This window comes from Bradyrhizobium sp. UFLA05-89 (genome assembly GCF_059803475.1).
Genome location: NZ_JBANBA010000092.1, coordinates 25,018 through 39,838, shown reverse-complemented (window position 1 = coordinate 39,838; position 14,821 = coordinate 25,018). Strand labels below are relative to the sequence as shown.

10 protein-coding genes and 2 pseudogenes are annotated in these 14,821 nt (G+C 58.4%); 10 read left to right on the top strand and 2 right to left on the bottom strand.

Features of this window, described 5'->3' with window-relative positions:
- Positions 1-106 precede the first annotated feature (106 nt).
- A pseudogene (locus SO139_RS34085) lies at positions 107-397 on the bottom strand (HipA domain-containing protein); the annotation flags it as partial.
- 311 nt (positions 398-708) lie between these two features.
- Between SO139_RS34085 and SO139_RS34080 the strand changes: the two are divergent.
- The 9 genes from SO139_RS34080 to SO139_RS34040 all read left to right on the top strand — a co-directional run bounded on the left by SO139_RS34080 (position 709) and on the right by SO139_RS34040 (position 10,843).
- Positions 709-999, top strand: coding sequence for a hypothetical protein (locus SO139_RS34080; RefSeq protein WP_498541369.1), 291 nt, complete (start codon positions 709-711; stop codon positions 997-999).
- Between the two features lie 1,044 nt (positions 1,000-2,043).
- Entirely contained in the window at positions 2,044-3,150 is a 1,107-nt protein-coding gene (gene sfnG / locus SO139_RS34075; RefSeq protein WP_498541368.1) for a dimethylsulfone monooxygenase SfnG, read from the top strand.
- A 124-nt stretch (positions 3,151-3,274) separates the two neighbouring features.
- Positions 3,275-4,093: an ABC transporter ATP-binding protein gene (locus SO139_RS34070; protein WP_498541367.1), complete on the top strand. Its 819-nt coding sequence runs from the start codon at positions 3,275-3,277 to the stop codon at positions 4,091-4,093.
- Positions 4,093-4,983, top strand: a complete 891-nt coding sequence (locus tag SO139_RS34065; protein WP_498541366.1) for a branched-chain amino acid ABC transporter permease — start codon at positions 4,093-4,095, stop codon at positions 4,981-4,983. The genes SO139_RS34070 and SO139_RS34065 overlap by 1 nt, the downstream gene beginning before the upstream one ends.
- Before the next feature lie 45 nt (positions 4,984-5,028).
- Positions 5,029-6,030 carry a branched-chain amino acid ABC transporter permease gene (locus SO139_RS34060; RefSeq protein ID WP_498541372.1) on the top strand — a complete coding sequence of 334 codons (1,002 nt, stop codon included), beginning with the start codon at positions 5,029-5,031 and terminating at the stop codon, positions 6,028-6,030.
- A gap of 27 nt (positions 6,031-6,057) precedes the next feature.
- Positions 6,058-7,389, top strand: coding sequence for an ABC transporter substrate-binding protein (locus tag SO139_RS34055; protein ID WP_498541365.1), 1,332 nt, complete (start codon positions 6,058-6,060; stop codon positions 7,387-7,389).
- Positions 7,390-7,464: 75 nt separating this feature from the next.
- Positions 7,465-8,253, top strand: a complete 789-nt coding sequence (locus tag SO139_RS34050; protein WP_498541371.1) for an ABC transporter ATP-binding protein — start codon at positions 7,465-7,467, stop codon at positions 8,251-8,253.
- Positions 8,254-8,281: 28 nt separating this feature from the next.
- Positions 8,282-9,478 (top strand): acyl-CoA dehydrogenase family protein, encoded by a 1,197-nt coding sequence (locus tag SO139_RS34045; RefSeq protein WP_449380734.1) that lies wholly within the window; start codon positions 8,282-8,284, stop codon positions 9,476-9,478.
- Between the two features lie 123 nt (positions 9,479-9,601).
- The gene (locus SO139_RS34040) at positions 9,602-10,843 is read left to right on the top strand and encodes an SfnB family sulfur acquisition oxidoreductase (protein ID WP_498541364.1); all 1,242 of its coding nucleotides are present in this window, start codon (positions 9,602-9,604) and stop codon (positions 10,841-10,843) included.
- A gap of 268 nt (positions 10,844-11,111) precedes the next feature.
- On the opposite strand, the gene SO139_RS34035 is transcribed toward SO139_RS34040, so the two are convergent.
- Positions 11,112-12,344 carry a diaminopropionate ammonia-lyase gene (locus SO139_RS34035; RefSeq protein ID WP_498541363.1) on the bottom strand — a complete coding sequence of 411 codons (1,233 nt, stop codon included), beginning with the start codon at positions 12,342-12,344 and terminating at the stop codon, positions 11,112-11,114.
- Between the two features lie 1,024 nt (positions 12,345-13,368).
- On the opposite strand from SO139_RS34035, the pseudogene SO139_RS34030 reads away from it, so the two are divergent.
- Positions 13,369-13,597 (top strand): annotated as a pseudogene (locus tag SO139_RS34030) (cold-shock protein).
- Positions 13,598-14,821: the final 1,224 nt, after the last annotated feature.

Genomic DNA, 14,821 nt, shown 5'->3' with positions numbered 1-14,821 from the left:
TTGCCGATGTCCCATCATGATCTTCAGTCCTGCCAACTAGACAGACTGAATCACTGGTATCTCTGAGTCGCAACCGCCGGCCTTTTTCAACGGAATCGGCCCATCGCCGATCAAAGCGTTCGATCAGCAGCACATCTTTGCCAGCGGCGCGCTCAAGGCTGACGGAAGCCGCAGCAAGCCCCACTTTGGTGGCCAGTCGCATGGCTACGAACTCGGCTTTCACGACATTGTAAAGGTCGTTCTGCGAGGAGAACTTGGCGATGTACTTCGTGCTGTCTGAGGTGATCACTGTCTTGGGCCGGGCGCCGCCGATCGAGCTTCCATGTATGAGCGCGCGATCGAGGTCCTGCGTCAGCGGCTCTCCTTTTTCGACGATTGCCGTTGCGGCCTGAAGCTTCGATGTTTTGATCTATAAATCGACCGTAATGCCTAGAGTGGTTTATTAATGGACCAAGTTGCTCTCCAAATGGTCGGCCGCGGGGAGCCCACCAACAGGTCAAACAAGGTCGCTCTTTCTGGTTTCTAGCTCCTGTCACGACCGCGTTGATCTCAACGCGGGATTTGAGCGTACCCGGACTGATCGGCTTGCATCCAGGCGGAAGCCCAAGGGTACAGAGCAGCAGTCGCAACTCGGCATGCACGTGACCACGCTCGGTATTAGCGGGTGGTGCCAATGCGTTGGCTAGCGTTGAGGCGCTTGCGCCGGTCATGGACAAGAGCGCCGATGCTGGGTTTTTTGGGAGACCGCATGAGCCAAAGTTAGCGGAACGCATCGTATTAGGTGCAAAGACGCGGGATGTTTTGGACTCATTGGAGCGATCGAAGCGCCGAAAAAGGTCGCCTTCAGTGGAATCAAATCCGATGCGTGGCGTCGCCGTGAGCGGCATCCGGTTCATCGCTCTGCACCTCATGAACGACCTTGTCGATGTTGTCCGAAGTCCCGCCTTCGTGATGGCTTTTCCGACGCCAGCCTCCGAATTCTTTGCCTCCGAACTGTAGGTTCAACCTCGCTGATCCCAACGCGCGGCGCTCGGCGGCTCCAAAAGCAAACAACCGCGCTAGACGCCTCCGTGGTCCGCAGGAGCATGGCTCGCTCGCAGTCGGCAACGGACATCGTTTGTCCGCTATCCTCCACAGTTTTCGATGGACGATCACCGATGAAAAAGCGTTCTGTGAGCGATGAAGATCTCAAGGTGCGAAGTCGCGAGGCGTCTGCTTGTCACCATGGGACATGGCATCAGTTGATGTCCAGCCACGCCGGTACGAAGGCATCGCGCCCATCGTCGCGCGCTCCGGATGTCTGTTTTTGTTTGCGACAGCTAGTCATATATTTGAGCGCTCCTTGTCACTTCGGCGTTTGAGCTGTTGAGCGGCATGCGGATCTCGGCAGCCAGCAAAAAAGACCGTTCCAGCATGCAGACGAAATCGAAAGCACTCGTGATCGTAACGGGTGAGTGCATTGCCTCGAGGGGTAGCATGGCGAGGATTTTAGAAGAGTTTATGGGACGATAAGAAAGACTGAGCCTGACTGTTGAAAAACAGCTGAAGGCCTTTCGATGAATAAGACACACGTTGGCTGACGATCGTGAGCTTTGCGACAAGTTTGTACGCATTCATTCAGTGGGTGTTCTCATTCGCGCAATAAAAATCGCGTCTGATGAAAAATTACAAAAATTGATTATCTTAAGTGGAGGAAAAATAGTTCGTCTTCGACTCGCGCCGTCGAGAATTCTTTGAGACGATAGATCATGCAACGGTGCCAGCCAGGGACGCTCATGATGCGCAACAACAACGTCGACGGGGTGAGTGATTTGACCAAACCCACGGCTTGTCGATGCTTTTGTGCGAACGTGTGTTGGTGCGGCTGAAATGCACATGCTCGGACCGCGTCCGAGACGACCGTAGCGCTTCTGAATCAATAGCTTAAACGACGACGAACAGCACGTGAGCCGCGTCGGTCTCGTGGGTGCGACGGCACGATGCTGCCTGCCTGAGATCGTCGCTCTTCTTCACGCAAAGCTTAATTCTTGAGGGACAAACAGGATGACTGTGAGCAACAATCCGATCAAATTCGCTTATTGGGTGCCGAACGTATCCGGTGGCCTCGTGATTTCTTCGATCGAACAGCGCACCAGCTGGGATATCAATTACAATCGCAAGCTTGCCCAGATCGCCGAGAAGTCTGGCTTCGACTATGCCTTGAGCCAGATCCGATTCACGGCAGGTTATGGTGCCGACAAGCAGCACGAGTCCGTCAGCTTCTCTCACGCGCTCCTTGCCGCGACTGAAAAACTCAAGGTGATCGCCGCTCTCCTTCCCGGGCCTTGGAATCCGGCGCTCGCCGCAAAGCAGATTGCGACGATCAACCAACTCACCAATGCACGCGTTGCGGTCAACATCGTCTCGGGCTGGTTCCGCGGCGAATTCCATGCAATCGGCGAGCCTTGGCTGGACCATGACGAGCGTTACCGCCGCTCGGAGGAATTCATCAACGCGCTGCGCGGGATCTGGACCGAGGAAAATTTCACCCTCAAGGGCGACTTCTATCGGTTCAACGACTATTCGCTCAAGCCAAAGCCGCTCGATCCGCTGCCAGAGATCTTTCAGGGCGGCTCCTCGCGGGCAGCCCGCGACATGGCTGCCCGTGTGTCCGACTGGTACTTCACCAATGGCAATACCCCGGACGGCCTGAAGGCCCAGGTCGAGGACATCAGGACCAAGGAAAAGGCGTTTGGCAAGGGCTGGCGCACCAAGATTGGAATCAATGCCTTCGGTATCGTCCGGCAAACAGAAGACGAAGCTAAGGAAGTCTTGCAGGAGATCATCGATAAGGCGATCCCCGATGCGGTTCGTGGATTCCACCACGAGGTCCAGAATGCAGGCAATGCCAGCCCCGAGCGCGAGGGAAATTGGGCCAAATCCACCTTCCAGGACCTCGTTCAATACAATGATGGCTTCCGCTCGAATTTGATCGGAACCCCGCAACAGGTCGCCGAACGCATTATCGAGCTCAAGGGCGCTGGTGCCGATCTCATCCTGCTCGGTTTCCTCCATTTCCAGGAAGAGGTCGAATATTTCGGCAAGCATGTGATCCCGCTCGTTCGAGAGCTCGAGGCAAGCGCGCCCGTACGTGCGCAGGCTGCCGAATAATCGAGTTCGTTGGGGAGGGGACCAAGTGGCGGGGATTGCGACAGGAGGGGCTGCGCTTTGTCTGGAGGATGGTTCTTCCGACGAACATGTCGGTCACGCGAGGCGAAAGCGGGGCGAGGCGATTGTGAGCCGCACAGAGCCTGTTACGCTCGCACGTCCGGTTCTCGGACTTGCGAACATCTCGCTGAGCTTCGGCGGTGCCGTAGCACTGCGCGATGTTGATTTACAGGTCGCGCGGGGTGAAATCCGGGCAGTCATTGGGCCTAACGGGGCCGGCAAGAGCTCGCTGCTCAACGTTGTCAGCGGACTCTACCGGCCTGGTCAAGGCGAAGTATGGTTCGGCGAGCATTCGTTCCGTGATGTGCCGACGTCGAAGCTCGCCGCCCATGGCGTGGCGCGGACATTTCAGAATCTCGCCCTGTTCAAGGGACTTTCGGTCTTCGACAACGTACTCATGGGGCTTGCGCACCGCTTGCGGCCCGGCTTTCTGCGGCAGATCGTCGGCTCGCCGCTGGCGCGGCGCATCGAGGCGGAGAACCGGGCGGCGGCAAAGGAGATCATCGGCTTCCTGCATCTTGACCACGTTCAGGACCGTATTGCCGGAACGCTGCCTTATGGCGTGCAGAAGCGCGTCGAGCTTGCGCGGGCGCTGGTGGGCCGGCCAAGGGTCCTGCTCCTAGACGAGCCATTCGCTGGTGTGACCATGACCGAAAAGCAGGAGTTGTCGCACCACGTGCGCAACGCCCGCGACAACTTCGGCGCCACGGTTGTGCTGATCGAGCATGACATCGGCCTCGTGATGGGGCTGTCGGATCGCGTGGCCGTGCTCGACCATGGGCGGAAGATAGCCGACGGCACGCCTGAGGAAGTCCGAGCCGATCCTGCCGTGATCGAAGCCTATCTCGGCGTCGACCACGAGAAGTATGCGGAGTTTGTGATTTGATGTGCGACTATCAGTTCTTCATTGAGGTGCTGATCGGAGGCCTCCTGTCAGGAGTGATGTACTCCCTGGTCGCGATCGGCTTTGTGCTGATCTACAAGACCTCCGGCGTACTCAACTTCGCCCAAGGCGCGATGCTGCTTTTCGCTGCGCTGACCTTTGTCAGCCTGGTCGAGCGTGGGGCGCCGTTTCCCGCGGCGCTCGTGGCAACACTGGCCATCATGATCGCACTGGGCATCGCCGTTGAGCGCACGGTGCTGCGGCCGCTCGTCAACCAGCCTCCGATCACATTGTTCATGGCGACGCTCGGGCTCTCTTATGTGATCGAAGGCGCCGCACAGCTCCTCTGGGGCACGCAAGTCCATGGGCTTGACATCGGGATCAGTGATACCCCATTCGAAGTCGCCGGCGTGCTGATCAGCGGGTTCGATCTGTTCGCGGCCGCGGTTGCAGGCAGCCTGGTGGCGGTGTTTGCGCTGTTCTTCCGCTACACCCGCACTGGACTTTCGTTCCGTGCGGTCGCCGACGATCAGTTTGCAGCGCTTGCAATCGGCCTGCGGCTGCCGCGTGTTTGGGCCGCAGTTTGGACAGTGGCCGGGATCGTCGCCCTGGTCGGCGGGCTGTTGTGGGGCGCGCGGCTCGGTGTGCAGTTCTCGCTCTCGCTCGTCGTGTTGAAGGCACTGCCGGTGCTGGTGCTCGGCGGTTTCGATTCCATCCTAGGCGCGATCGTCGGCGGGCTTCTGGTTGGGGCAATCGAGAAATTGTCCGAAGTCTATGTCGGACCCTCCTTTGGCGGCGGCATCGAGACCTGGGTCGCCTATGTCGCGGCACTTGCGCTGCTCTTGATCCGGCCATCTGGCCTGTTCGGACAGAAGTTCGTGGAGAGGGTATAGGCAGTGGCGATTCCCTTCAGCAAATCGAGCTGTCCGTCGGCCGAGATCCTGTGGGGCGGGATCATCGTCGCACTCGCCTACGGCGTTGTTCCGTTCGTCGGATCGGATTATCTGCTCGATGCGGTGCTGACGCCGTTCCTGGCGCTGGCGCTGGCCGCCGTGGGGCTCAATGTTCTCACCGGATACACTGGACAGGTCTCGCTCGGCTCGGCCGCCTTTCTCGCGGTCGGCGCGTATGCGGCCTACAACCTTCATCTTCGCATCCCGAGCTTGCCGCTGCTGGTTGATCTGGTGCTGGCAGGCGGCATCGCTGCTGCCGTTGGGATCGTGTTCGGATTGCCCAGCCTACGGTTGCGGGGGTTCTATCTGGCGGTATCGACTCTCGCCGCACAGTTCTTCGTACAATGGGCGCTCACCAAATTCGGCTGGTTCTCTAACGACAATCCATCCGGTGTGATCGATGCACCCGTTCTGAGCGTTGCGGGCATTTCGTTCACGAACGCTGCCGAGCGGTATGTCTTTTCGCTAACGATCGTCGTCATCTCAACCTTGCTGACACTGCGATTGCTACGATCCCAGTCGGGCCGCAACTTCATCGCAGTGCGCGACCATGAGATCGCGGCTAAAGTGATCGGCGTGCCGCTGCTTCGAACCAAGCTGCTCGCCTTCGGTATCTCGTCGTTCCTCATCGGCGTTGCCGGCGTTCTCTGGGCCTTTGCGTATTTGCGCACTGTCGAGCCGGCCGGCTTCAATCTCGACCGCTCATTTCAGATCCTGTTCATGATCATCATCGGCGGTCTCGGCTCGCTGCGCGGCTCCTTCATCGGGGCGGCCTTTTTGGTCGTCTTCCCGCTTCTGCTGTCACGCGTCGGCGCGGCCCTCCTCGGCAGCGTGTTTGATTCCGGCGTCCTGGAGATGAGCCAACGTATCGTGATCGGTGCGCTCATCATCGTATTTCTCATCGCCGAACCACGCGGTCTGATCGCCTTGTGGGATCGCACCTGGTCTACCCTTCGCTCTGGAAGGCGCACGGCAGCGCCGACTTGATCTCTTAACAACTCAAAGGAGCTTGCAATGAGCATGCTGAGACGATTGAAAATGACTCTGGGGGCGTTACTCGCCGCCGGCCTTGCCAGTACGCTGGCTGCCCACGCCGACGAACAGTTCTTTCCATTGCAAAGCTATCGCGTCGGTCCTTATGCCGCCGGCGGCACCGGCTTTTTCGGCGGATTCATCGATTACCTCAATCTCATCAACATCCGCGATGGTGGCGTCAACGGCGTAAAATTGACCTGGGATGAGGGCGAGACCCAGTACGAGGTCGAGCGTGGCGTAGAGGTCTATGAGCGTCTGAAGAATCGTCCCGGCATCGCTGCCTGGAATCCGCTGTCGGTCGGAATCGCCTATGCCATGATCGACCGCATCACAAAGGATAGAGTACCGCTGATCACCATCAACCATGGTCGTACCGATTCGACCGATGGCCGGGTGTTTCCTTACGTCTTTCCGCTGCTGCTCAATCCCTACAGCGAGACCTCCGGAATTGTAAACTACATCGCCTCGAGAGAGGGCGGCCCGGACAAGCTCAAGGGCAAGAAGATCGTCGTGCTCTATCATGGCTCGCCCTACGGCAAGGAAACAATCCCGATCTATAAGCTGCTCGCGGACAAGTACGGCTTTGACCTTGAGCAGATCGAGGTCCCGCATCCCGGCAATGAGCAGCAATCGCAGTGGCTATCGATCCGCCGGGCAAAGCCGGACTATGTGGTCCTGCGCGGCTGGGGCGTGATGAATCCGGTGGCCTTGAAGAGCGCACAAAAGGTCGGCTTCCCAGCAGACCACATCATCGGCAATGTCTGGTCCAATTCCGAGGAAGACGTCATTCCGGCAGGAGAGGCGGCCAAGGGCTATATCGCGATTACGACCCAGGCGTCCGGCGCCGAATATCCGGTGCTGCAGGAAGTGATCAAGACCGTGTACGGCGCGAACAAGGGCAATCTCGACGACAAGAAGCGGATCGGTAGCGTCTATCACAATCTCGGGATTGTAAACGGTATCCTCAACGTCGAAGCTGTCCGGATCGCGCAGGCCAAGTTCGGCAAGCGCACCCTGACGGGCGACGAGGTTCGCTGGGGCTTTGAGCACCTTCAGCTTGATCCTGCGCGGGTCGAGGCGCTGGGCGCAAAAGGGCTATTCCACTCGATCAACGTCACCTGGGACAATCACGAGGGCGACGGCCGTGTCACGTTTCAGCAATGGGACGGGAGCAAGTGGAAGGTCGTCTCGGATTGGATCGCGCCTGATTGGGCGTTCCTCCGGCCGATCATCGAGAAGTCGTCGACGGCCTATGCCAAGGAGCATGGCATCAAGACCCGTACCTCCGGTGATGATCCGGTGAGCCAGTAATGCAAGTGTTGCGCGGTATCTTTCGGAAGGCGTCAGCTCCCGAAAGATCTCGCCTGAGGAAGGATGGATCCGGGCATGAGTGACATTCTGCTTTCGCTCGAGGGGGTGGCGGCGACCTACAATCATGTCGTCCGGGCCGTGAACGAGGTGTCATTCGCGGTCCGGCGGGGCGAGATTGTCGCCGTGCTGGGTGCCAACGGTGCTGGCAAGTCCACGACGCTTCAGGCGATCTCAGGGCTCCTGCCGGCGCGGCGCGGCCAGGTGACCGCCGGACGGATCAATTTTGACGGTCGCGACATCGTGTCGGCGTCGCCCGCCAAATTGGTTTGCTCCGGGATCGTTCCAGTGCTTGAGGGCCGGCATTGCTTCCGCTCGCTGACAGTGGAAGAGAATCTTGTTACGGGCGCTATTGGCCGAGACGCCAAGTCTGGCGTGATCCGCGCTGGCCTGGAGGAGATCTACGAGCTTTTCCCACGGCTGAAACATCATCGCAGGTCCATCTCGGGACTAACGTCGGGCGGCGAGCAGCAGATGACTGCGATCGGCCGCGCACTGATGTCGCGGCCGCGCTTGTTGGTGCTTGACGAACCGTCGATGGGGCTGGCCCCGCTTGTCGTTGAGAGCATTTTCCGAGCGCTGAAGCAGCTCAACAGAGAGCAGGGCCTCTCCATCCTGGTAGCTGAACAAAATTCGACGGTCGCGTTACGCTTTTCCGACCACGCGGTCGTCCTCGAGAACGGCCATAGCGTCCTTTCCGGTACATCGGTCGCCTTGCGCAATCGCGACGAGATCAAAGCGCTTTACCTCGGCGGCTCACCCCCAACCGACTCCACACAGAAAGTGTTGACGCACGCCGTTGCTTGAATTCGCAAGAAAAAAGGAGAGACTGAGAATGGCTTCAGCCAAACTGGCACACAACTTCAGCCAACCCCCCTATTCCCGGCTGGATGCTGCCATCGATGCGACCGTAAGGATCAATGCCGATCGCAATGATCTCGAAAGCCGCTTTCCGAGAGAGAATTTGACAGCGTTGGCGGAAGCCGGCTGGACCGGCGTCCTGAACGAAACCCGGTTTGGCGGCCTTGGCCTTGCCCATGTCGATTTTGCCGAAGCTGCCTATCGTATTGGCCAGGTTGATGCATCGACGGGCCTTGTCTACGTCATGCATGTCGGCGCGGCTCAGACTATCAATCTATATGGTAGCGACGACCAGAAGGAGCGCTGGCTCAAGGCGAACAACGGTGCCTTGCTGGGTACATATTCGACCAGCGAGCGCGCCACTGGCGGGCACTGGTGGTATAATCTGTCGGAGGCATCGCGCGATGGCGACAACTATCTGCTTGATGCCAAGAAATCATTCACAACGAGCTCCGGTCAGGCCGACTTCTATGTGGTGCAGACACGCACGCCGGGCGCCAAGGACCAGACCGACATTGTGTTCTTCATCGTAGACGGCAAGTCTGCCGGAATTGAATCAAAACCTTGGAACGCCCTCGGCGTGCGCGCCAATCACTCGGGGCCAATCCATTACACCAGCGTGCGGGTACCGCAACGGGACCGGCTCGGTGCTGAGGGACAGGGGAAGGAAATCATCTACAATGGCGTCTCGCCCGTCTATCTGATTGGGCTCGGAGCCGTCTGGGAAGGTCTCGCCCGGGGCGTGCTGAATGCGGCCGTCAAGCACACCGCAAGTTTCGTACACAAGGATCGGAACAAGAGAGTTGCGGACTATCAGGCGGTCCGGCAGGAACTCGGTGCGGCCAAGGTGCTCGTTGAATCGTTGCGACCCTGGCGCCTCGAGCTTGCAGCAAGGCTGGACGAACTCTGGCGCGCCGGCAAGCCGCAGAGCGAAATCCTGATCCCGCTGACCGAGTTCAAGGTGCATGCGGCCGAGGTCGCAAACAAGGTCGCCGCCGCTGCGCTAACAGTCACCGGAGGTTACGGCTATCACCGGGGGCCGATTGAACGATCCTTCCGCGACGCGCGTGCCGCCATCGCAATGGGCCCATCGAACATCATCGCTCGGGACTGGATCGGCAAATCTCTGGTGGGCTTGCCGCTTGAGCTCTTCTACGAAGGTGGAGAGTAGTTCGAGCGCCGTATCGGAAACGAGTCTATGCCGCGAAAGATGCGGCGATTGGGCTCAAGGTAGCGAACGGCACCTCATGGTGCCAGCCAGCCGGGGCGGCCGCCAGGCCTTTCGGAGTTTTTCATGACCACAATAATAGAACGTGCTGCCCGACCCGAGGCTGGATCGGAGTTCAACGTCGTACCAAAGGCGCAGGTCCTCAGTTCTGACGCGGAGGCCATCGACATCGCGCACAAAATGGCCGCCGAACTTGCGATCGATGCGCCAGCGCGCGATCGCGAACGGCGTCTGCCGGCAGCCGAGCTTGATCGCTTTTCGTCAAGCGGTCTTTGGGGCATCACCGTACCGAAGGCTTATGGCGGAGCCGGCGTCTCCTTCGCGACGGTCGCAGAAGTGGTCAAGATCATCTCGGCCGCCGATCCCTCACTTGGGCAAATTCCACAAAGTCATCTGAGAGTTCTGGACCTTTTGCGACTGACCGGCTCGGACGATCAGAAGCGCTTCTGGTTTGGTAAGGTCCTGCAAGGCCATCGCTTTGGCAATGCGGTCTCCGAAGCCAAAAGCAAGCATACCGGCATTTTCGAGACGACGATAACTCGTGATGGAGATAGCTTTCTGATCAACGGTCAGAAATTCTATGCGACCGGGGCGCTCTTTGCTCATTATATCGCCATTGCAGCAACTGACGACAACGGAAGAGCGCATATCGCGATCGCGCCTCGCGATGCGGACGGATTGAGCGTCATTGATGATTGGTCCAGCTTCGGCCAGAGGACGACTGCCAGCGGCAGCGTCGTTATACGCAATCTTCGGGTACCCGAATTGGCAGTATTGCCGGCGCATGCGGTATATGACGCCCCGACTGCGAACGGACCGTTTGCCCAGCTCGTCCATGCCGCGATCGACGCGGGCATCGCCAAGGGCGCTCTTGCCGACACGGTTGCTTTCGTGCGCCAGTATGTACGGCCATGGATCGATAGCGGTCAGAACCATGGTTATGAGGACCAGTTCACTATCGCCCAAATTGGAGATCTCAGCATCAAACTGCACGCGGCTGAAGCCCTGCTCGAGCGAGCGGGGCACACCTTGGATTTTGCCGTTGCGGAGCCAAACGATAAAACGGTCGACGAGGCATCAATCGCCGTTGCAATCGCCAAGGTGGCGACGACGGAGATCGCGATTTTGGCAGCGAACAAACTGCACGAGCTTGGCGGAACGCGATCGACGCTTGCACAGTACAACCTTGATCGACATTGGCGCAATGCGCGTACCCACACGCTGCACGACCCGGTGCGCTGGAAGTACTTTCATATCGGGAACTACGTGCTGAACGGAGTACGTCCGCCGCGACATCCCTGGAATTGAGGTGTCCGTTGTGATCACGGCAATCGATTCGAATAGATCTTGATTATTGGTCGAGCCGTTCTAAGAGTGTCTGCTGTTTGATCGATGGGGAGTTTATGCGTTGAGCCGACCTGACGGCTTGGGCAACGTCTTTGCGAGCCGCTTGCACAGGTGGTGCACTCTGCAAAGAGACAACTTGGGACGATTCGAGATGAAGAAAGCGGCCACATTCGCCGCAATCAAGATCGCCCAGCTTGAATGCTCAAGAAGGTGTTCAGATCCCAAAAGGCTAGCTCGCAGCATCCGTTGACATGTTTTTGCCGGCCTTATCGTTTTTCGCGGTCACGTGAGAAGGCGTCGTGCCGACCAGCTCTTCATAGAGGGAAGGATCAGTCGCACCTTCGGTGTTGACCAGGAAAACCCGTGCATTCGGTCCAAGACCAAGCTTGGCCCGCAAGGTCGGGTCAGAAGCAGCTTTCAGTAACGCTGCGAGACCAACACCACCGCTTTCGCCGGCAACAACTGCCGGATCGCCATCCCTCGGATTTGCCAGGCGCTTCATCACGCTGATTGCGTCCTCGTCGTCGACCGTCATAAAAGCGTCCGCTGCGCGCGAGAGGATGCGCCAGGCGACGAGCGAGGGCTCGTAGCATTCGAGCATGGCCATCACGGTGGATTGCCGGTGATCTACCTTTATAGGGCGCCCGGCCCGCGCGCTTTCAAGGAGGCACGCCGCTCGCGAGGGATCGACAACAGTGAAGAACGGGCGGTCGTTGCCGAACAGGACTGAGAAATGTCCGGACATCGCGGCGGCGAGGCCACCCACGCCAGCCTGAATGAACACGTGAGTCGGGGGTTCGCGCAATTGACGCAGAGCCTCACTCAGTAGGGCGGTATATCCTTGCATCACCAGTCCTGGGATCCGCTCATAACCAGGCCAAGACGTGTCAGATACCGTGATCCAACCGCTTCTCGCCGCAACTCGGGATGCCTCAGCAACCGCATCGTCATAGTTGCCATCGACGCGGATCATCTGCGCGCCAAAGCGAGCAATGGCGAACATGCGCTCGTTGCTGACGCCCGAATGAACAAAAATGGCGCATTTCGCCCCAACAAGCTGGGCCCCATAAGCAACTGATCTGCCGTGATTGCCATCCGTTGCGCAGGAGAGCGTCATGCCTCGTGCGACGGACTGAACTTCAGATGTGTGCAATTCGCTCAGCTCAACATCGCGACCGAGCTGCCGAGTGGCTTCCTCGAGCACCAGGCGGATCACAGCATAAGAACCGCCCAGCGCTTTGAAACTACCAAGGCCGAGGCGATCGCCTTCATCCTTAAGATGGATCGAGCCAACTCCGATCTCACGGGCAAGGCCCGCTAAAGAAATAAGAGGAGTTTCCTTGTGCCCATCGCGATCCCTGAGAAAACGCTCGACCTTGTGCGCGGATTCGACGCTAAGCGTGTCGGCGTCGGAAGCATCAAGGGGAGCGCGATGATCGGGGTGCGAGTTGAGGAGAAACATGATTTGAGCTCTCTTGCCTCGTTGGCGCGGCTGTATGAAGCATTTCATTCGCGATGGCAAAGTGGTTGGCTTCGCTAGCAGCAGAAGCCGACAATCGAGTGGTGAAATCCGTCAAAAAGACTATTCAGGCGCCGAATTTCTGCGTCGATGGGTGAATCATTGCGTTAATCAGTATCGATAAAGCCATACCTTGCAGGACTACGCACATTGTTTTGGAGGCAATAAGGGACAAGCGCCGGTTAGGGCTCACACCAATTCGGCGCAGCACCATAGGAGCGGCATGGCCAACCATTTCTACCGCTCCGTATGGGCAGATATGCCGAGACGTTGTTTCGGGTAGTCAGCGCGACCCGGAGCAAAGGCTTTGGCTGCAGTACAACCTGATGCGGCCAGGGAACGAACTCGCGCGAGCCAAGCACCGATCCGGCTTGGCGGACCAGCCAGTCCGGCATGGACACAATGCAACCGAAACCGTCCTCAGCTGAATCGAGCTGATCAGAGGTGGCAAAGAAATCTTTGTCACGGCCGCAACCAAGCGGACTTACCACCCGTCCATTGCGCAAACCTTCGTATGCAGTCGCTTAGCGAGCGATCCTGAATGAGGTTTGCGAGAACATCCCAAGCAGGAGACTGGCGTCCACGTTCATGTCGCCCCCGGATTTCTGATAAACCTCTACCGATGGCGAAACGACGCTCGACGGCCTCAAGCGCGCGCAAGCCCTGCAACCGGGTGGATCAACATGGTGCATCGATATTGGAGTATTGGGCTGTGGCTTCGTGTCTTCCGCTCGATGCGGCTTTTGCCAACGGGCGGCTACCTTTGGTGCCTGGGCCGCAACGCCGATTGACAAGTCAAGAGGGACGCCATGGGAGGCGATCGAGAATTCGCGACGTCCGCTCGGCCTAGCAGCATGTATGTCGCAGACCGCAGATGGTCTTGATGCTCAATAGGTACTCTGGCTAAAATCCTGCGGGTTCAATTTGAAGTTACTGTGGTGGCAATATCCATGCGCTGACGGACCGAATGGGGACATGGCAACAAACCACAGAGCTGGTGGGCAAGGTGAAATGGTTTAGCTCGACCAAGGAGTACGGCTTCATCGAGCCGGATGATGGCGGCCCCGATGTATTGTCCACATTCGTGCCGTTGAAAAGGCGGGCTACGCTGAGTTGCAGAGGGTGCAAAGATCAGCTACGAGATAAGGGCCGGACATTCTGGCATAATGTTCGCCGAAAATCTCCGACTTGGATAATCATGCTCGCGCGAACAGAAGAGAATTCTGGCTTCGCCTCCGGCCTTTCCGCGGAGGCGTAGGTGCGGCCTCAGCATATCCCCCCGGAGCCGCTGAGGCCGTTTCCTTAAGTCCACGCGAAGTTCAATGCAGCCGTATCGTAGTGGCTGCTGACGAAGCAATCTGCGATCGGAGCATCGATCGACAATATCCCGATGTCCATCTGCCGCAACGCGGTCGAAGGCATCTTTCACGAGTTTGATGATGACGCCCCTAGGGGCGAACTGATGGCCGGCTGCCTCGTCGAAAAAATACGGCGGACACGTCTATTTCGGCCATCGCTCGATCCAAGAGTTTCTGGCTGCCGAGCATTTGTTTCGGACCGCCTACTCCACGTCGGGCGGCAGTGGAGCAAAGGGACTCCTAAATACCGTGGAGTTCGCAACGCCGGAAGTCTCGAAATTCCTGCGCCATTTCTTTGGCAAGCACCGCGAGGGACGAAAGACCGCAGTCAACATCTGCAGGCTCTTGAGTGGCTTCACGGGAGATATGCCACCGAATCTCGGGCCATTGACTGAGCTCAACATGCATCGGGCGAGGGCTTCCGGGATAGCCCTTGGCTCTATTACCTGAAGGTCCGAGGTACAGCGCTGGAATGGGGCGCCAACGAATTCGAACATGTCGTCCGCGACAGGGTAACAAATCGACGCCACGCGACATCTGGTTGCTCGCGGCACAGGCGGCCTCGATTTCGGAGCATACGCACGCCAAGCGCAACCAGATCATCGCGAACGTTCTCCAAGTCAGCGATCTGGCCGAGCACGTCGAACGCGCGCAAAGCGGTCCGCACCACGTCGACAGTGTGGGCGGAGAGGACTACATCACCGACTGTTTGGCGTCCGCCTTGGAAAGTCCCCGAACTTCAGGAACAGCCGGTTCCTTGACGGAGGTGAAGAGGCTACCCCGGGGAACGGTCGTCAGCGCGGCATCACGCCGAGAGATCATCTGTCGATCCGCAAGCTATTCCTTCCGAAGCCGAGGGAGGCGGGAAGGCAGGGTCTTTCCTGATCCCACGGTGAGGCAAACTGGGGTCGCCGGCCGAGCACACCTTTTCCACTCTGCAATTCCGCGCGGTTACGATCCGTCAATCAACCCATCATATTGACCAGATAGTTTCCGATTTTTATGGGATTCAACCCACTAAAAGGGTTGAATATCCACGCAGTCGGGATATATGAACCCCTA